Annotated in this window: 18 protein-coding genes and 1 pseudogene; 6 read left to right on the top strand and 13 right to left on the bottom strand. The window is 42.2% G+C overall.

Annotated features, from left to right (window positions below; genetic code table 11):
• Positions 1-15: 15 nt before the first annotated feature.
• On the bottom strand, positions 16-462 hold the full coding sequence (locus tag ISP07_RS14425) for a hypothetical protein (protein WP_209328012.1): 447 nt from the start codon (positions 460-462) through the stop codon (positions 16-18).
• A gap of 854 nt (positions 463-1,316) precedes the next feature.
• On the opposite strand from ISP07_RS14425, the gene ISP07_RS14420 reads away from it, so the two are divergent.
• The gene (locus tag ISP07_RS14420) at positions 1,317-1,568 is read left to right on the top strand and encodes a hypothetical protein (RefSeq protein ID WP_209328011.1); all 252 of its coding nucleotides are present in this window, start codon (positions 1,317-1,319) and stop codon (positions 1,566-1,568) included.
• 85 nt (positions 1,569-1,653) lie between these two features.
• Here the strand turns inward: ISP07_RS14420 and ISP07_RS14415 are convergent, their stop codons facing one another.
• The 7 genes from ISP07_RS14415 to ISP07_RS14385 all read right to left on the bottom strand — a co-directional run bounded on the left by ISP07_RS14415 (position 1,654) and on the right by ISP07_RS14385 (position 9,181).
• Entirely contained in the window at positions 1,654-2,484 is an 831-nt protein-coding gene (locus tag ISP07_RS14415) for a sugar phosphate isomerase/epimerase family protein (protein WP_209328010.1), read from the bottom strand.
• A 67-nt stretch (positions 2,485-2,551) separates the two neighbouring features.
• Positions 2,552-3,307 carry a gluconate 2-dehydrogenase subunit 3 family protein gene (locus ISP07_RS14410; RefSeq protein ID WP_209328009.1) on the bottom strand — a complete coding sequence of 252 codons (756 nt, stop codon included), beginning with the start codon at positions 3,305-3,307 and terminating at the stop codon, positions 2,552-2,554.
• A gap of 2 nt (positions 3,308-3,309) precedes the next feature.
• Positions 3,310-4,989 (bottom strand): GMC family oxidoreductase, encoded by a 1,680-nt coding sequence (locus ISP07_RS14405; protein WP_209328008.1) that lies wholly within the window; start codon positions 4,987-4,989, stop codon positions 3,310-3,312.
• Position 4,990: 1 nt separating this feature from the next.
• Positions 4,991-5,683, bottom strand: a complete 693-nt coding sequence (locus ISP07_RS14400) for a 3-keto-disaccharide hydrolase (protein WP_054552038.1) — start codon at positions 5,681-5,683, stop codon at positions 4,991-4,993.
• A 24-nt stretch (positions 5,684-5,707) separates the two neighbouring features.
• A complete protein-coding gene (locus ISP07_RS14395) occupies positions 5,708-6,928 on the bottom strand; it encodes an MFS transporter (protein ID WP_209328007.1) in 1,221 nt (406 codons plus the stop codon).
• A 33-nt stretch (positions 6,929-6,961) separates the two neighbouring features.
• The gene (locus ISP07_RS14390; protein WP_209328006.1) at positions 6,962-8,014 is read right to left on the bottom strand and encodes a sugar phosphate isomerase/epimerase family protein; all 1,053 of its coding nucleotides are present in this window, start codon (positions 8,012-8,014) and stop codon (positions 6,962-6,964) included.
• Between the two features lie 6 nt (positions 8,015-8,020).
• Positions 8,021-9,181: a Gfo/Idh/MocA family protein gene (locus ISP07_RS14385; RefSeq protein ID WP_209328005.1), complete on the bottom strand. Its 1,161-nt coding sequence runs from the start codon at positions 9,179-9,181 to the stop codon at positions 8,021-8,023.
• Positions 9,182-9,359: 178 nt separating this feature from the next.
• On the opposite strand from ISP07_RS14385, the gene ISP07_RS14380 reads away from it, so the two are divergent.
• On the top strand, positions 9,360-10,070 hold the full coding sequence (locus tag ISP07_RS14380) for a helix-turn-helix domain-containing protein (RefSeq protein WP_420706851.1): 711 nt from the start codon (positions 9,360-9,362) through the stop codon (positions 10,068-10,070).
• Here the strand turns inward: ISP07_RS14380 and ISP07_RS14375 are convergent.
• Together ISP07_RS14375 and ISP07_RS14370 are read right to left on the bottom strand one after the other, a co-directional pair.
• The gene (locus tag ISP07_RS14375; protein WP_209328003.1) at positions 10,067-10,927 is read right to left on the bottom strand and encodes a BadF/BadG/BcrA/BcrD ATPase family protein; all 861 of its coding nucleotides are present in this window, start codon (positions 10,925-10,927) and stop codon (positions 10,067-10,069) included. The genes ISP07_RS14380 and ISP07_RS14375 overlap by 4 nt on opposite strands.
• Before the next feature lie 2 nt (positions 10,928-10,929).
• On the bottom strand, positions 10,930-11,658 hold the full coding sequence (locus ISP07_RS14370; RefSeq protein WP_209328002.1) for a copper homeostasis protein CutC: 729 nt from the start codon (positions 11,656-11,658) through the stop codon (positions 10,930-10,932).
• A gap of 389 nt (positions 11,659-12,047) precedes the next feature.
• On the opposite strand from ISP07_RS14370, the gene ISP07_RS14365 reads away from it, so the two are divergent.
• Both ISP07_RS14365 and ISP07_RS14360 read left to right on the top strand, forming a co-directional pair.
• Positions 12,048-14,837 carry a TonB-dependent receptor gene (locus tag ISP07_RS14365; protein WP_209328001.1) on the top strand — a complete coding sequence of 930 codons (2,790 nt, stop codon included), beginning with the start codon at positions 12,048-12,050 and terminating at the stop codon, positions 14,835-14,837.
• Between the two features lie 143 nt (positions 14,838-14,980).
• A pseudogene (locus tag ISP07_RS14360) lies at positions 14,981-15,223 on the top strand (GNAT family N-acetyltransferase); the annotation flags it as partial.
• Between the two features lie 37 nt (positions 15,224-15,260).
• Here the strand turns inward: ISP07_RS14360 and minE are convergent.
• Genes minE through minC form a run of 3 tightly spaced genes read right to left on the bottom strand, consistent with a single transcriptional unit; the run spans position 15,261 to position 17,045 of the window.
• Positions 15,261-15,524 (bottom strand): cell division topological specificity factor MinE, encoded by a 264-nt coding sequence (gene minE / locus ISP07_RS14355; RefSeq protein ID WP_054552047.1) that lies wholly within the window; start codon positions 15,522-15,524, stop codon positions 15,261-15,263.
• A 1-nt stretch (position 15,525) separates the two neighbouring features.
• Positions 15,526-16,335, bottom strand: a complete 810-nt coding sequence (minD, locus tag ISP07_RS14350) for a septum site-determining protein MinD (RefSeq protein ID WP_054552048.1) — start codon at positions 16,333-16,335, stop codon at positions 15,526-15,528.
• Between the two features lie 5 nt (positions 16,336-16,340).
• Entirely contained in the window at positions 16,341-17,045 is a 705-nt protein-coding gene (minC, locus tag ISP07_RS14345; RefSeq protein WP_209328000.1) for a septum site-determining protein MinC, read from the bottom strand.
• 156 nt (positions 17,046-17,201) lie between these two features.
• On the opposite strand from minC, the gene ISP07_RS14340 reads away from it, so the two are divergent.
• Both ISP07_RS14340 and ISP07_RS14335 read left to right on the top strand, forming a co-directional pair.
• Positions 17,202-17,483 carry a YcgL domain-containing protein gene (locus tag ISP07_RS14340; protein WP_054552050.1) on the top strand — a complete coding sequence of 94 codons (282 nt, stop codon included), beginning with the start codon at positions 17,202-17,204 and terminating at the stop codon, positions 17,481-17,483.
• Positions 17,476-18,501, top strand: a complete 1,026-nt coding sequence (locus ISP07_RS14335) for a lytic murein transglycosylase (RefSeq protein ID WP_209327999.1) — start codon at positions 17,476-17,478, stop codon at positions 18,499-18,501. The genes ISP07_RS14340 and ISP07_RS14335 overlap by 8 nt, the downstream gene beginning before the upstream one ends.
• The last annotated feature ends 50 nt before the right edge of the window (positions 18,502-18,551 follow it).

Genomic DNA, 18,551 nt, shown 5'->3' with positions numbered 1-18,551 from the left:
GCTATTTACTTATCATTATAGGCCCTGAAACTTGCTGCGTTTATGAGTTACCTGTAACCAATGCAGCAAGTTATAATCATACCGTTTTAATCTTTGTAGTTGTCTAGACGTTAAACTATAAAAAGGGGCAAAAGTAAAAAACTTTTCACCTATAATAATTACACAATTAAACCCAAACTTAGAATATTGTTTAATCAACTTCGTTTTAGTTGCTTCTATATGCGCGTTGCCAAAAGGCGAGCTATAAAATACTCCGTGGCGACAGATTGTGAGTTCATTTTTACTACTAAGTATTAATAATGTTAGAACTAACGAAATTAACATGAATAGTATAAGAAGCGGCTCATATAAAAAGTGCTTCTGTGAAAGGGTTTTTAAAAGGTATACAAAAATAGCCTCAAGGGTAGCTAACATCAGCCATATGCTTTTTTCAGAAGTCTTTCTTAAATTCAATACTTTCATTCTCAGTCCTTGAGAGGCTTTTTTAATATAATACTTCGCAACTTAGATAAAACAATCTGCCGAAAAAATGAAAGTAAAAGCTGTTTTTAATGTTTTATTATTAATTCCTAATGGTGTGATTTATTTATCTTGTTGAAAATAAATAAGATATTAAACAATGAAAGGTATAAGATATATCTAAAAGAGGGTAGTAGAATAAGTCACGTCATATATCTCCATTAAGGATAATGAGTTATTGAAAACGGCCAAACTATTCTTTGTACATATTTTTGTGAAAATGATCGACGCGAGTATATTAATGTATTTAACTTTACATAAAAGATTTTAAAAAACTTGTGATAGCAATACCTTAAGTAATTTGTTAAAACTATATCAAAGAGGTAAGCCACATAACAAACCGCTGTAGATCTGGGAGGAACATGCTGGGATTAAAGGATGTGAATCGTCCCCGCTTGTTAATATAGCCATCCTTTTTGTCCCTATGCGAGATGGGTGGTACATTTAAGGTATTCCCGCAATTAATTTTGACGTTGGTATTTTTTAAATATAAACAGATGCATTGAACGGAAATTTAGGAGTGCTTTTGTGAAAGGGACTGCATTCACTCTTCTCATCGTAGCAGCTTTCGGTATTCTTAAATTCGTTGCTCCAAAGATTGTGGAGTTTTTGCCTGAGTGGTAAATGGACTTATTTTTCTCATTGTATTTTTAGTTTTGTGTTTTCAATTTGGGCGATTTATCTTTAAACACCGAAGAAAGGACGATTAGCTGTTCGTTTTAAAGCGTATAACAAACAATTTAAGCCGTCGTTCGGTCGTTTCCACAGTGTGATTTTGGCATCAATAGGATTAAGATATGGAAAACTATGCACTAGCTGGCTTGGGGTTACTAATACTGTTCAATATATTAATTAGTTTAGTAATTTCTAAAAGAAATGATTTTGAAACTTTTCAAAAACTAGCACAAACAGTGCTTGTTTGGTTACTCCCCGTCATAGGTGGAGCTGGGATCTTGATATTCTATAAAAGTATAGATAAACCAATTAGGAAACCGGAAAGCTTTGCAAAACGTTCAGAAGGCAATAGCTCTTGGCAAGATGAACCCTAATATAGAGCTATGAGTGCGCAACTATTTAAATTAAACCTCAATCATGAGCTCACGTGGTTAAAGCGAGCTCATTCCTAAAATAACCCTACAAAACAAGTAAAATTTTATCTAAATTTTGTTTTGATTTCGCAACGCTTTGTAGTGGGGTTAATCCGCTTGGGTATTCTTCTTGTTCAAGCACTAACCACTTGGTGTTGCCGTGCGACTCTAAAGTATCGATGATGGCAGGCCAATCAATGTTGTTTTCGCCGATAATTGGGCTAATGTTGCTTCCCTCAATCGTACGTACTTTAATGTGCGTAGCAAGCGTGCGGTTAGGGTACTTTTTAATAAAGTAAATTGGATCTTTTGCTGCGTAATTGACCCAGCCAATATCTAACTGCAATGGCATGGTCTTGGGGGTATTAGTGGCAATGTAATCCCAAAACGTTGCGTTTTTAAATGCATTAAACTCTTTATTATGATTGTGAAAACCGATCTTCATATCAAAGCGGGTTGCATAATCACTGACTTTAGTAAGCTCTTTAACCAGAGATTTTACTCCCTCAGGGTGCCATGCTCTTTCATCCCAAGGTACATAAAGTGTAGTAACGCCAAGGGTCTTGTAAAACAGCAGGGTGCTATCAATTGTGTTTTCACTGAGTGCATCAAAGCCGATATGGGCACTACTGGCAACTAAGCCTAATTCACTGAGCTTTGCTTTTAAGGCTGCTGGGTTATGTGAGTATGGGCCAAAGTCTCCGGCAAACTCCACACCGGCAAACCCCATTTCGGCAAGAGACTTAAGCGTACCATGAAAGTCATTTTTTAAGGTGTCTTTGACTGACCATAGCTGCACACTCACGGGCAGTTTTGCGAATAATTGACCACTAAATACAAGGCTAATAATGAGCAATAAAATGCGGGTTTTAAACATACTTCAATCCTAAAAAAGCAGGGGAGTGACCCCCTGCACTGTGCTACAAATAACACAAGGGGGAAAGTTAATCGGTATAGGCGTACTCGCTTAAACCAAGCTCAGCTAAAACCTGATCTAAATGGACTTTTGCTTCATCAGAAGGGCCAGGGTAATCGCCTGCAATAGGCACATTACCAAGGTAACCTATGTCTTTACAGCCTTCAGGTGTACAGAAAAAGGCAGCAAGCACTAACTCTTTAAAGCGTAAAAAAGCTTTACCAATACGCTGAAATTGCAGAGGTGTTTGCTCGTTTAAAAACGCAATATCATCTAAAATCTCGCGATGTTGCTTTTCGTTAAGTGCAACAAATTGCTTTTTAAAACGAAGCTGTGCTTCATCGTCAAGCCACGCTAATGAATTTAAAATTTTAATTCTATCGCGTTGTTGACCTTCATAAGGCGCGCTCACCCACTCATTAATAACAGCTGGTACTTGTAGCTCACTGGCTGAAGGGATAGCGCCTTCGCGCGGCACAATGTAATCAGCTAAAACCGCTACTAACGTGAGTTCGTCTGCTGTTAAGGTCAGTGGCCAAGGTGATTCTGGTGGCATCACCAAATTAGGATCTTGACCATAGCCTTTAGCGGTTACAGGCTTGATATCTAAATCAGGCCAATGCTCTTTTGCAGAGACAGCAACGTCATCTTCCAGAGCTTTTGTGCAGCCAGCAGTTAAACCAACCGCTGAGCCCGCAGCTAATAGTCCAAGCCATTTTAAAGACTCACGGCGGCTCATGTTAGAAACATAGTTATATGAGTCGTGTTCGTTACGATGATGCATAATTAAAGTACCCCGTTATCAATTTGTTGAGCAAGCCAAGTTGAATTACGCATTGCCAGTGTCATGATGGTGAGCGTACAGTTTTTATGAGGGTTTGAAGCAAATACCCCCGCATCCATTACAAATAGGTTATTACAATCCCATGTTTGGCCCCATTGATTGGTGACTGAGTCTTTCTTTGAGCTGCCCATTCGTGTGGTGCCCACTTCGTGAATGATTTCGCCACCTTTTGAAATTGCTTTTTCAGCAGGCGGGAGTTCGCCAACAGTCGCACCCATGTTTTCGAGGATTTGCTTCGCGGTTTTTAAACCATGTTCGATTTGCTTTAATTCTCTGTCAGACCACTTAAAGTGGAACTTTGATACCGGAATACCCCATTTGTCTTTAACGTTTTCGTCAATTTCCATGTAGGTATCTTTGTTCGGTAACATCTCACCACGCAGAGCAAAACCAACGTAAGAGCCATATGCATCACGAACTTGCTGTTTAAGAGCTGGGCCATAGCCTTGTTTATCACCTGACACACCCGAACCCGGCTGGCCAAAGCCACTGCCAATTTCAAAGTGATAACCACGTGGGAAGTCTAATTCATTGTTAGCTTGTGCTTGATGACCCCACCAAGGAATAAATAAGTGATTAGCGGTATGTCCATCTTCGTTATAACGTGGGCGACCTTTAAGTGCCGGAATTTGCGCACCTAACCATGCACCCGTCGAATCCATTAAGTTTCGACCTACTTGGCCACTTGAATTGGCAAGGCCTTTTGGGTGCTTTTTATTCTTTGAATTTAATAAAATACGCGCTGATTCACAGGCGCTGGCGGCTAAGATAACCACATCGGCATCAATAGCATGTTCGGTTATCGTGTGTTTATCAACATAGGTGACGCCAGTAACTTTACCTTGCTCATCAACCTGGACTGATTTAACCATGGCATCAGTAATAACTTTTAAGTTACCGGTGGCTTTTGCCATTGGCAGTAATGATGTCGTAGTTTGAAAAGCTGCACCAATTGAGCAACCAGAGCCACATGGTGTTGCATAAAAACACGCCATGCGATCATCTTTAGGGCGCGTTAATACCGCGCGATGCATAGGCACTGCTTGAATGCCCATTTTCTTTGCCGAAGCGGCAATTAAAAGCTCAGGAACACGCGGTTTTGGTGGTGGCTGTAAAATACCCGGTGACGAATCTGGCATATCTTCATGGCCTGTATTGGTGCCACATACACCCACAAGTTCTTCAGTTTTATCGTACCAAGGTGCTAAATCAGCGTACTCAAATGGCCAGTCGGCACCATGACCATCACGGCTTTTGCCTTTAAAATCGTGCTCACTAAAGCGCAATGAATAGCGGCCCCAGTGATTTGTTCGACCACCTAACATACGTGCGCGCCACCAATAAAAGTCGCTTCCTTTGGCGCTGGTATAAGGCTCATCAGGTACTTGCCAGCCTCCATCAACGGTTGCGTCGTAAAAGCCAAAGTTTTTGTCTTTGTTACCTGCACCCATAAGTGGGGCTTCGTTGTTACGACGAAACATCGGGCTTTCTGTTTTCGGGTCATAATTACGGCCCGCTTCAAGTAATAACACCTTGTGACCAAGCTTGGTTAACGTGTATGCGGCCATTGCACCGCCAGCACCAGAGCCAACAACTAATACCTTATGTTTAAAATCAGACATCTTATAGCTCCTTGATTTTTATATTTTTAAACCACACTTTGTCACCATGGTCTTGAAGCCCGATATGACCTTGTTCAGCCGTTGCAAAGTTTTTCCAGGTTGCAAACTTACTGCCTTTTACAAGGGTGTTCCATGTTGTACTGCCAATCACAATGCTGGTGGTGCTAATACCGTTTTGCCAAACTTGTAAGTGGTTGTCTTGCATTTTAATGCGTACATGGTTCCAGCTATTTGCTGGTTTGTGCGCCGCAACTGGCGCTGCAAATAAATCGTAAATTGACCCTGCTAAGTGCGAGTCAATTTCGGTATCTGGGTGTTCTTCGTTATCGATAATTTGAATTTCAGGTGCATGAGAGTAAATCATCTGTCCGGTTTCATCAGCTAATACAAAAATACCGCTATTGCCTTTAGTAGAGATTTTCCAATCAATCTGTAATTCAAAGTTTTGGTACTGCTTTTTAGTAAGCAGGTCGCCACCACCTTTGGTTAATGTCATAGCGCCATCTTCAACGACCCATGCAGGATTTAAAGATTCGCTTTTAAAATTACGCCACTGCGACATATCTTTGCCGTCAAACAACAACTGCCAGCCAGCTTGCTTTTCTTGTTGTGTTAGCTGATTGTCAGCCGCATTAGCGAGTGCACAGCTACTAACGGTGAGCATTAAAGTCAGTGCTTTAAGAGATTTAAACATAGTGTTCCTCGACGATTTACTTGCTTAAGACGCACATTTTTCGGTGCGTTTGTTGTTATTAATTACCAAATGCAACCCAATGAATGCGACGATTAAAATAATTGGGAAGATCAGTAGGTTTTGTAATACAGCCTGTCCGGCTAAAATTTCAATTTGTTCAGCGCTTGCACCACTTGCCTGTGCCGATGAGCGTGCCGCATCTATCCAGCTACCAATTACAGGGTTCCAGATGCTCATTGCAAACATGCCTGCACCGCCCATTAACGACATACCCAGCGCCCCTGACTTTGGAATGTATTCAGCAACGCAGCCAAGCATGGTCGGCCAAAAGTAGGTAACGCCAAGTGCAAATAATATCGCTGCTAAATAAATCATGCTGCCCTCGGCTTGGCTCATCATAAAGATACCTAAGCTTGCACAAATGGCAGAGCCAAGTAATACACCGGTAGGGTTGAGCTTATGCACAATAGGGCCTGCAAAGAAGCGACCAACCGCCATTAGGCCAGTGATCAAGGCTAAGACCACCATAGGAGAGGCACCCGAAGAACCTAAAATACGCTCAATCCATTGTTGTGTGCCAAATTCAGTGGTTGCGGTAAACGTCATGCAGGCAATTAAAAAGATGTATAACGGCGTAAATAAGTGGCGAATATTGCTGCTGGTAGAGTGAGTACGCGTATCAAAGCGTGGAAATTGTGCTTTGATCAGCATAGCGCCATAGATAACCGTAGGAATTAAAATTAACGCAACTTGCCATTGCCAGTTTAAACCTGCTCCCGACATAAAATTCGACGCAAGTGCGCCAATCACAATGCCACCTGGGAACCAAACATGAAAACGGTTTAGCATAGTGGTGGTGTTTTTAGGGTACATTTCTGCAATTAGTGGGTTACAGCCAGCTTCAACAGCGCCGTTGGCAAAACCAATTAAAAAGGTAGAAACCAGTAAGCCCCAAAAACCATCAGCAGTGATGGTCAAAACAAGGCCAAGAAAATGACAGATAAACGCTAACGCCACTAATTTCTTCGCGCCAATGGCATTATAAATAATACCGCCGATCATAGTCGCAACCGGAAAACCTAAAAATGCCATGGCATTAACCCAACCTAATTCGGTGTCGGTTAAGCCAAACTCACTGCCAAGTTGACCCAAAATACCAGCACGAATGGCAAAGGTCATAGAGGTCACAATCAGTGCTATACAGCAAAGCCGAAAGACAATGCGGTTATAATTATTGTTGTCCATATTGTGTGTCCTGTGTGTTCTGTTGTTGTCGGTTTATAAACCTAAAATTCGATTATTCCGCTCAGTGTTTGTTGCGCCACTGGCAAAATCGTCAAAGGCTTTGTCTGTTGGGTTTATTAAGTGTGCTTTAATAAACTCAGCGCCTTCTCTTGCCCCATCTTCTGGGTGCTTTAAGCAACATTCCCATTCAAGTACAGCCCAACCATCAAAACCATATTGAGTTAACTTGCTAAAGATTTGCTTAAAATCTACTTGGCCATCACCTAAAGAACGAAAACGCCCCGGGCGGTCTTGCCAGTTTTGAAATCCGCCATAAACACCTGAGCGGCCATTTGCGATAAATTCGGCATCTTTGACATGAAACGCCTTAATGCGCGAATGATAAATATCGATAAACGCTAAATAGTCGAGCTGTTGCAATACAAAATGGCTCGGATCATAAAGAATATTAACGCGTGGGTGATTATTGGTTGCTGCTAAAAAGCGCTCAAATGTCACACCATCATGTAGGTCTTCACCCGGATGCAATTCAAAACACACGTCCACGCCATGCTCGTCAAAGCAATCTAAAATAGGTAACCAACGCTTAGCAAGTTCACTAAAGCCTTGTTCAACAAGTCCTTGTGGACGTTGTGGCCACGGGTAAAAGGTATGCCATAAAAAAGAACCCGAGAACGTCGCATGGTTGGTTAAGCCAAGGTTGTTACTTGCTTTAGCAGCCATCATCAGTTGCTCTGTTGCCCACTTTGTTCGCGCTGCAGGGTTGCCTTTTACATGCTCTGCGGCAAAGTTATCGAACATTTCATCGTAGGCAGGGTGAACAGCAATTAGCTGGCCTTGCAAATGTGTTGATAACTCTGAAATTGTAAGTCCATACTCTGTGGCAATACCAGTGACTTCATCGCAGTAATGCTGGCTTTGAGCTGCTTTTTCTAAATCAAAAATAGTCGGGTTTGAGGTTGGAACTTGAATCGCTTTGTAACCTAAACTGCTTGCCCACTCACATAAACCACGAAAACTATTGAACGGGGCTTGATCTGAAATAAACTGCGCCAAAAATATTGCTGGCCCTTTGATTTTATTCATTCTTTTTTATCCAATCTGTAATTTGTGCCATTTAGTATCTTGCTTCGATGAAGCAACAACATGCTCAATAAACGCCATACCCCGCACAGCCTCATTGATGGCAGGAACATCAAATGCTGAATTTGTTGCGTTATCGCCTTGCTTAAATGCATGGATCTGCGCTGCAAAATTGCGGTAAATATTGGCAAAGGCTTCAAGGTAGCCTTCTGGGTGACCGGCAGGGGCACGCAGGGCATTTTGCGTGTCAGGGTGTAATTCACCCACGCCTGCTCGAAGTAATGTTGCAGCTTGATTGTGGCCTCTTAGCCATAAGCTATTAGGCTCAAGTTGCGACCACTCAAGACTGGCTTTATCGCCATAAATACGCAGGCGTAAGTTGTTTTCATCGCCAATAGCAATTTGGCTCGCCAGTAAAACGCCTTTACAACCATTATTGAATCTAAGTAGCACAGTGCCATCATCATCAAGGGCTCGGCCTTCAACTACATGGTTTAAATCGGCGCAAAGCTCGGTGATTTCGAGATCAGAGACATACTCGGCTAAGTTAGCTGCATGCACGCCAATGTCACCCATACAACAACTAATGCCAGCCTTACTGGTGTCTAGACGCCAGCTCGCTTGCTTTGAGCCCTCGTCTTCGCTGTGCGCTAACCAGCCTTGAGTGTACTCAACAATGACTTTACGTATGCTGCCGAGCTCGCCAGCTTTTACGCGATGCTTGGCTTCTTTGACCATAGGGTAACCGGTGTAAGTGTGGGTTAAGCCATATAAAACCTGCTGCTTTGCAATAATGCTTTGTAATTGCTCTGCTTCTGCGAGAGTCAGCGTTGCAGGTTTATCTGAGAGCACATGAAAGCCATGCTCAAGCGCCATTTTCGCGACCGGAAAATGCAAATGGTTAGGGGTGACAATAGCCACAAAATCAATACGCTCATCAGCAGGTAATTTTGCTTCTTCGGTAAATAGCTTCTGGTAACTGTCGTAGCAACGGCTGCTATCAAGCCCAAGTAGTTCGCCAGTTGCTTTACATTTGTTTGCGTCTGAACTGAATGCACCTGCAACAAGCTCAATCATTCCGTCTAATCGCGCTGCAATTCGATGAATAGCGCCAATGAAGGCACCATCGCCACCGCCTACCATTGCCATGCGGATCTTAGCTTTGCTCATCTTAAGCGCTCCTAAATTTAAATAGCGTCTGCTACTGTTAATGTCATGTTATTGATAATAGGAAAGCTTAACCAATAAGCGCTAATAAAAATTCGGTTGACAATGCAACAAAATCGGCGTTTAAAATATATAAGGCTGTTCTTTATTGAGACAAAATTAAGCGATGGATATTCAAGAAATGATAAAAAAAGCTGGCGTAAATCAGCTAATTGCTGCATTTGATTTACTGCCAGACATCCTCTTTTGGGTAAAAGACACAGATAGTAGAATCTTGCATTGTAATCAGCATTTTATTGAGCATCAGGGTTATAAAACACTGGAGCAAATATTGCTAAAAACTGACTTTGATTTTTCGCCAAAGCACCTTGCGTTTCAGTACGTCAACGACGATAAACGAGTGATGGAAGGCTACATAGTGACTGACCGTTTAGAGCTTAACCAAACCCAACAAGGTGAGCTTGGTTGGTTTTCTACATCAAAGCATGCTTTAAAAGATCACGATGGCAATGTGATTGGCACTTATGGAGTGACCCGACATCTACAAAAAACCTCAAAAGCGCTTTCTCATGTAAGGGCAATTGAAGAGCCGGTAAAATTTATTCGCGAGCATTATCATCGTCAGATCAGCATTGATGAATTAGCAGAGCTTGCACACTTGTCGGTGAGCGCCTTAGAGCGTCGTTTTAAAAAGCACTTAGCAAAAACACCCAATCAATTTATAAACGAAGTACGCCTTGAAAATGCCCGCAAGCTACTAATTGAAACGCAACTGCCAATTTCACAAGTAGCCTACCAGTGTGGGTTTTCGGAGCCGAGTTACTTCAGTAAACAATTTCGGCGTTTGTTTGGCGAAATTCCCTCACAAATGCGCTCGCAATTAGGTGATTAAATTGCAGCTCTTGCCATTAAAATAGCCCCTTGCTCTGCACTGGCAAGGGCGGGAGTTAAATGCGCTTTACTGGCATCAGGTAAGTAAGGTGTGATAGCACTGGCAATGCCGCCCATCAAGCTGACTTTTTCAATACCTTGTTTTTCAAAGTAAGCGATATAACGGGTAATGTATGCGCAAGCTTCATTAATTAATTGCTGACAAAAAGCGTCGTCAGAATGGCTAAAAACAAGCGGTGCAAATTTGGCAAGCTCTGCAGGGCGCGCTGATATTAAACGCTGACTTAACGCTTGGCTTGAGTTGCAGTTAAGCTGGGTGAGTAGGGAATCTATTGCGGCAGAACTTTGCGCAACACCATCAAGTACTGCAAATGCTTTACGGCAAAGTTGTAAGCCTAACCAACCCCCACTTGCACCATCGCTCAGTAATAATCCGTAACCACCTAATTCGCTAAATTGGTTTTGCTGCTGGTAACCCGCACAAAAGCCCGTGCCCAGAATAATCACTGCGCCATCATGGTGTTGATGTGCGCCTTTACAGGCAATCAGCATATCTGTTGACAGGGTAAACTTGGCAAAAGGGTGCTGCCATTTGGTCATAGCATGATAGGCAGAGTCGATATTAGCACCGGCAAGTCCGGCATGCACATAGGTGTTTTTCAGCTCGCTTAAGGCAAGCCCAGCTTCATGAAATGCAAGTTCAGTGGCGTGGAGTATTGACTCTTGGCTTTGTTGGCAGCTGGTGGCCACGTTTGCTGAGCCACTTATGGCTTCGCTAAGCAATGAGCCGTTTTCGTTTTCTAAACGAACTTTACACTTACTGCCACCGCCATCAATACCTAAAAAATACATTGCCATGCTTAATCCTTTGAAAGAAGCTTATTGATAGCTTCAGCATTAATTGCACCGTTTTCGTTGTGCACACATGAGTGTACATGCACAGCTGCCTTTGCTGAATGGTTTTTTATTAATTGCCAAAGTGTTGGCGCGTTTTCTAAAGTAACGCCACCACCCATAACAATTTCTATCTGATTAGCGCTGTGCGCTAAGTATGTGTTGAGCTGATTTAGACCATCTACAGCACTTTGACCGCTTTGCCACGGCGTGCCTGCTGTTAAGATGCGGTCAACCTCTAAGCTAATCAGTTTCTCAAGTGCGCTTAACGGGTTTTTAAGGGTATCGAATGCACGGTGAAAGGTCACCATTAGGCCATGCTGTTTGGCTGTGGCAACTAAAGAGCGGGTCACTTTTAAATCAAGTTCGCCGTTTTTAACTGCACCAAATACCACGCCATGCGCCCCCGCGTTCGCTGCCATTGTTATTTGTTTTTGCATTAGGTTGCGACATTCAGCACTAACGAAAAAGTTGCCTGCTTCGGGGCGTATCATCACCACTAACTCTGCACTATTAGTCAGGTTTGTAACAGCACAGTCAATCGCATTATCACTTGGTGTTAAGCCACCTAGGTGTAAATTACTGCATAGCTCAAAGCGTTTCGCGCCTAAGTTACTAGCCAGCGAAATGTTGTTAGCAAGCAGCTTTAAGCACCCTTCGTTTAGGCATACTTCAAGAAATTTACCATTGTTCATGTTTGTATTTTTACCGTATCTGTTACAGCTACTTTTTTGCTAATTAGTTTAGCGAAAACTTAAAATTGTAATAAAAGTTAATTTAGTATTTACTATCAATTGGTTACTATTTTTACCAAGTTTTTGTTGATGAACAAATTAGCTCAATAATGATGAGCTTTACTATAAAGCAGAAAATATAAAAATGAACATAAAATATGCCAAACGCCGATTTTGTCATATCTCTCACCGAATTTTTATTATCACTTTTTGACTGCTCACCCTATTCTGAGTTTGAGTTTAACAAGCTGTTAACTACCGAAAATCAGTTTAAAAACCGACAACAATAAATCGTTTTTTGAGAATTAACGCCTCATAAACAAAAACAGAACACACAACTGGAGATAGGCATGGGCAAGCAAACTGTAATAAAAACAAAAGGGCAAGGAAGGCATTTTAAGCGTAATGCAATTTTAATTTCGCTACTGGCGGCAATTAATACAAGCTATGCAGCAGAGCAAGCAAATGATGATGTAGAAGTGATTGAAGTACGAGGTATTCGTTCTTCAACCGCAGAAAACTTAGCAATTAAACGACTTTCAACGGCGACAGTTGATGCAATCACCGCAGAGGATATTGGTAAGTTTCCTGATAAAAACGTCGCTGACTCATTGCAACGTGTATCGGGCGTTTTGATTGACCGCGACGGTGGCGAAGGTAGCCGCGTGAGTATTCGTGGTACGTCACCGGATTGGACTCTCACCCAATTAAACGGTAACTATATTGCTTCATCAGGTTCAGGTACTCCTACCCGTAGTTTTAATTACACGTTATTGCCTTCAAGCATGATCAAAAGTGTAGAAGTGTACAAAAGTGCTGAAGCTCGCATTGATGAAGGCGGTATTGGTGGTACGGTTATTTTACACACCCGTAAACCACTTGAAATGGAAGCAAACTCAGGGGCGTTAAGCGCTGAGGTAACTTACGATGATGTGTCTGAAGACACTAAGCCGCAAGTTAATGTGCTGTATTCATGGAAAAATGACGACGAAAACTTTGGTGTGCTTGCCGGATTTACTCGTCAAGATCGCACTGTAACAACCATCACTAACAACGCATCACACTGGCGTTTTCACTCAGATACCGTTGAAGGGGCAGAGCGTCCAGCGCTGGTAGACCAAGCCACTGGCGAAGTGTACAACAATGTGTGGGCGCCACGGGCTATGTACGTTACAAACTCAAACCAAGACCGTACACGCGATGGTTATCAAGTGGCTGTTCAGTGGGCACCGAGTGACAGACTTGATTTAAACTTTAACTATTTTGGTGCCAAGTTAGGCTACGACCAAACAGGACAAAGCATTACCTTTGCCGAGTGGAACGATAACCACAACCCGTATTACGGTATTGTGCTTGATGGCGATACCGTGGTTGCTTACGGTAATGGCGATAATGGTTTACTTAATGATAATAACTGGGGTGATGCCGATGTAAATGATGGTGTGGCTGTTCGTCGTGGCTTATTGTCGCCGCAGTTAACAGGGCGTGAGCGTTTTGGCGAGTCAAAATCAAATACCTATGATTTTGAAGGTACTTATTTTGGCGATACTTATAGCGTTACAGTGAAGCTTGGTCATACTGAAGCTGAAGGCGGAACCTCTAAAGAAACCTACGCCAATATTGATGCGCGTTTAGGCTCAGTAAACAGTTGGTCATGGTCAATTGAAAACGGTAAGCCAAGCTACGAAGTGTCGACTGATTTAGCCACCGATAAAGAAGCATATCAATATTATGATTGGTTTGACTCTTACTCATCTGAAAATGAAGACTCAGAAGACTACATTCAAACAGATGTAAAATTTGACCTTGATGGCAATTTTTTTACCCGTGTGTATGTAGGTGCTAAATACCGCGACCACGAAATTAAAGGCATTCGTAACGACTTTCGTTGGGATGACGGCATTGCTGACAACGGTGGCTACCGCGGTTACTTGCCAGGCACTGAGTGGTTCCATAATCCAGATTTTCACCCAGATGCGCCAACATTGGTAAGCGACCATGTGGTTGATAACAGTGCAGGTGATACTGGCGCATTTAACTTTTTAGCGTTTGATTTTAGAGCGCTGGATGATTACTTAAAAGAAAACTTTAGCCAGACAGTGGTGCCAACGCTTTCGGGTACTTATGCTTTAGAAGAAAAAATTTGGTCTGTTTACACACAAGCTGATTTTGAATGGCAAGATTTCCGCGGTAATGTCGGTGTGCGTTATGTGAATACAGAGCTTAGCACCTTGACTTACGATGACGTCATTGGTCAAGACGATGACGACACCGATCCAAACGAGCGTAGTAGCTATGGCAGTGAAGTACTACCAAGCTTTAACCTTGCATGGGATGCAACCGAAGATCTTGTGGTGCGCTTTGCAGCAGCACGCACTATGGCAAGAGTGAGCTATTCAGACTTAAGCCAAGCGGAGTCTTACGGTCCTCCTGTTAATATTAACTCTCCTGACTCATGGACAGGCCGTGGTTATGGTACCTCGGTAAACACAGGCCTTGAACCTATGTTATCTGATCAATTCGATTTAGGTATTGAATGGTATTACGGCGATGGTTCTGCACTAGGTGCGACATTATTCTCTAAAGATATTTCTAACTTACCGATTTCATCAGTGGAAATAGTTGAGCGTGAACACGATTGTTGTAACGGCCCAATTGAGGTCGAAATGAACACCAAAGTGGGTGGGGGTGATGCAAAATCAGAAGGTTTAGAGCTGTTCTTCCAGCACTCGTTTGATAATGGTTTTGGTATTTTAACTAACTATACCTACACAGATACCAGCACTAGCGAAGTCTCGACAGACGGACAAAAAACAGAGGCCGAAATACCAGGTACCGCTAAGCACCAATATAATGTGTCGGTGTACTTTGAGAATGACGACTTTAGTGTTCGTGCGTCATATAACTGGAAAGATGACCGTGCCAATGGTATTCACCAAGGCTACAACTTGTATACCAAAGACTATGGTCAGCTAGATGTGAATGCCTCGTATAACCTAACAGAGGATCTTTCGTTTACTGCGTCAGTGGTGAACCTAACGGAAGAAATAGAAGAAGGATATTGGAAACAAAGCAATCGCTTTACCTACAACCAATATTCGGGGCGCCGTTTTTACCTAGGCGCAAATTATAATTTCTAACCCAAGAGATGTTGTTTGTTGCAACCTAAAAAGGTACTTTTATTAAAGTACCTTTTTCTTTTTTAAGACAATAATGATTGAATTTGTAGCAGCTACAGAGCAAGACAAAGCCTATTTACTCGTCTTAAGATAATGATGGGCAATGTGTAGGCGCTGCCAAGTTCATCGTGAGTGACCAAGCAATCAGTTTATTACAGCTACAAATTGCACCTAAAGAGCAGGGCAAAGGCTTAGGCACAAAGGTATTAGATGCACTTAAAGCACAAACAGCAGAGATAAATTTAACGGTGCTAAAAGCGAATCCAGCGTATGGGCTATATCAACGGGCAGGGTTTAAAACGCTAGGCGAAGACGACTATGAGTTTCATATGCAGTGGCAGAAATAAAAAAGGGCGCTGTTAAAAACTAAGCGCCCAATTTTGACTATTTCTTTTCTTCGTCAGGTAAGGTGACGTTTAGCTCAAGTACGGCTAAGTCATCTTCGTTTTGGTCAAACTGCACCTGAACTGCATCAGTGTTTACATTCACATATTTACGAATAACATCAAGGATGTCTTGTTTTAGCTGTGGTAAGTAATCTGGTGTACCACGCTGTGAACGTTCGTGCGCGACAATGATCTGCAATCGCTCTTTTGCTAATGACGCACTGCTTTTCTTTTCTGAGCGGAAGTAGTCAAGTAAAGACACATTAACCTCCAAAAATCCGTTTAAATAAGCCTTTTTTCTCTACGTCTAAGAAACGAAAATCAACAGTTTCGCCTAATAAACGATTGATTGCATCTGTGTATGCTTGGCCTGCATCCGATTCGCCATCAAGGATAACCGGTTGACCAGAGTTCGATGCACTAAGTACAGCTTGTGATTCAGGAATAACGCCCAGTAGTTTAATCGCTAAGATTTCTTGTACGTCTTCTACCGAAAGCATTTCGCCTTTTTCAACACGCTCAGGATTATAGCGAGTTAGTAGTAGATGTTCTTTTACGCTTTCAAGGCCTTCTTCAGCACGTTTTGATTTGCTGTGTAAAATGCCAAGAATACGGTCAGAGTCACGTACTGATGATACTTCTGGGTTCGTTGTTACAATCGCTTCATCAGCGAAGTACATTGCCATCATTGCACCAGCTTCGATACCCGCTGGAGAATCACACACAATGTAATCAAAATCTTTTTTCAGCTCGTTTAGTACGCGCTCAACACCGTCACGGGTTAGGGCGTCTTTATCACGGGTTTGTGAGGCAGGTAAAATATGTAGCTTATCAACGCGCTTATCTTTAATAAGTGCTTGATTTAGGTTAGCTTCGCCATTGATTACGTTTACGAAATCATAAACAACACGGCGTTCACAACCCATGATAAGGTCAAGATTACGTAGACCAATATCAAAGTCGATAATAACGGTTTTAAAGCCTTTAAGCGCTAAACCTGTGCCAATCGCAGCACTCGATGTGGTTTTACCAACACCACCTTTACCAGAAGTAACGACAATCACTTTTGCCATGAGATTTATCCTTTAACCAAAGCTGAAATTTCTAATGAATCATTTTTTTGTTGGATTTGTACTGCGCTGCCCCAGTGTTCACCTTGTAGAGAGTCGCTGATCCAATAACTACCATTAATCGAAACAAGTTCTGCTTCTAATTTTTGGCAAAATATATTTGCTTCGTTGTAACCTTTAGCTCCTGCAATTGCACGGCCGCGAAGGGTGCCATAAATGTGCACGTTACCGTCGCTAATCACTTCGGCGCCATGACTTACAGCACCAATTACGATTAGGTCGCGGTCTTTTGCATACACTTGCTGGCCCGAACGTACAGTGCCATTAATAACTTGCGCAGGCAGGTGAACGGTTTTTTCAACGATAGATGTATTTGTTTGTTGTTTAGCGGTTGCACCCTTAACGTCTTGTGAATAATTTAACACCGACAGGCCCGCAGCTTTTGCGCTTTCGTTTTGCTCTTGAGAGCCATTACAAACCCCAACAGGGTTTAACGAAAGGCCGCTTAACATTGACTTTAAGAAAGAGAAATCAAGCGCTTCATCTTGTACGTCGCTTAAGTTGATTACGATAGGCGCACCGGCAAAGAACTTAGGTGCTTGGGCGATTTTCTCATCTAACTGCTTACTTAAAAGGGCTGTATCTGCTGAAAATAAATGTAAAACAGATAACGTAAAAAGGTTCCCTTTTAATTCAAAAATTTGTTCCGACATACACGCTCAATTGAATTGTCTGGATTAGCATTATTTAAGTATAAACACAGGCTGAACAAGGCATATACAGTAAAAATCTAATCTATTTTTTCTAACTTATTATATCACTCATGTTATAGTGTGCGCCTTCGTTAAGCAAGATATTATAGGGCCATAATGCTAACTGCGGTGTATAAAAGTATTAAAAAAGCGGATACATACCTTTTTGTAGAAAAAAGAGATGATTTCTCACGCGTACCTGAACCATTACTAGAAACGTTTGGTCAACCTAAGTACGTGATGATGATTAATCTAGCAAGCCGTGAAAAGTTAGGTGTGGCAGACTTAGACGCGGTTAAGCAAGCGTTAATTGACCAAGGGTTCTACTTGCAATTACCTCCGCCGGAAGAAAATCTGTTAACCCAATTTAAAAAAGACAAGGGAGTTGAGAGTGATTAAAAAACTTGCCGTCATTTTACTCAGTGCTTCACTAAGTACTTCAGTATTGGCAGAACAAAAGACACAAGCTGATTTTGACGTTTACGTTGCAGCATTAAAAAAAGAAGCACTTGAAAAAGGCTATGATGAAGCCTTAGTTGATCAAGCACTTGCAACAGCTAAATTCAAAAAGAAAGTGATCTCAGCTGATAAAAATCAGCCTGAAGTAAAAGAAACCCTCGAAACTTATTTACCAAAACGTGTGCCGCAATGGAAAGTTGACCGCGCGCGTAAGCTATACAAAGAAAACCAAGAGGTTCTTGAAAAAGTAGCCAAAGAATACGGCGTTCAAGCACGTTTTATTGTGGCACTTTGGGGCCTTGAAAGTAACTTCGGTAAAATCCAAGGTGGTCACAGTGTCATTGCATCATTAGTTACACTTGCTTTTGATGGTCGACGCGAAACTATGTACAAAAACCAACTTTGGGCAGCGCTTGATATCTTAAAAGAGGGTCACATTACCCTAGATAAGTTCAAAGGCTCATGGGCTGGTGCAATGGGGCAAACGCAGTTTATGCCAACCTCATTTAACGCTTACGCTGTTGATTACAACGGTGATGGCCGCAAAGACATTTGGACCACAGAAGAAGACGCATTCGCTTCAATTGCAAATTACCTCAAACAAGCAGGGTGGAACGATGATTTAACCTGGGGTCGCCAAGTTAAACTACCAGCAGGCTTTGATAACGCAAATATTCTTAAGCGTGGCACTAAAACGCGCAGCCAATGGTTAGAGTATTGGAAAGAGTCAGAGCGCAGCCTTGCTGATTGGCAAGCAATCGGTGTACGTAAAATGGATGGTAGTGACCTACCAAACGTTGATGTTACCGCCGCAATGGTAATGCCAGATGACGTAAACGGCCGTATGTATCTAGCCTACGATAACTACAAAGCACTTATGCACTGGAATCGCTCGTATTACTTTGCAACCAGCGTTGGTTACTTATCAGATCGCATCGGTTACCCAGCGATAAAGTAATTGATTAATAAAAGTTAGCAAGTACCAAGGGTAAAGCAATAAGTTTTACC

This window comes from Pseudoalteromonas sp. PA2MD11 (genome assembly GCF_017808125.1).
GTDB classification, from domain to species: Bacteria; Pseudomonadota; Gammaproteobacteria; order Enterobacterales; family Alteromonadaceae; genus Pseudoalteromonas; species Pseudoalteromonas simplex.
This window is presented reverse-complemented; position numbering and strand designations above follow the sequence as displayed.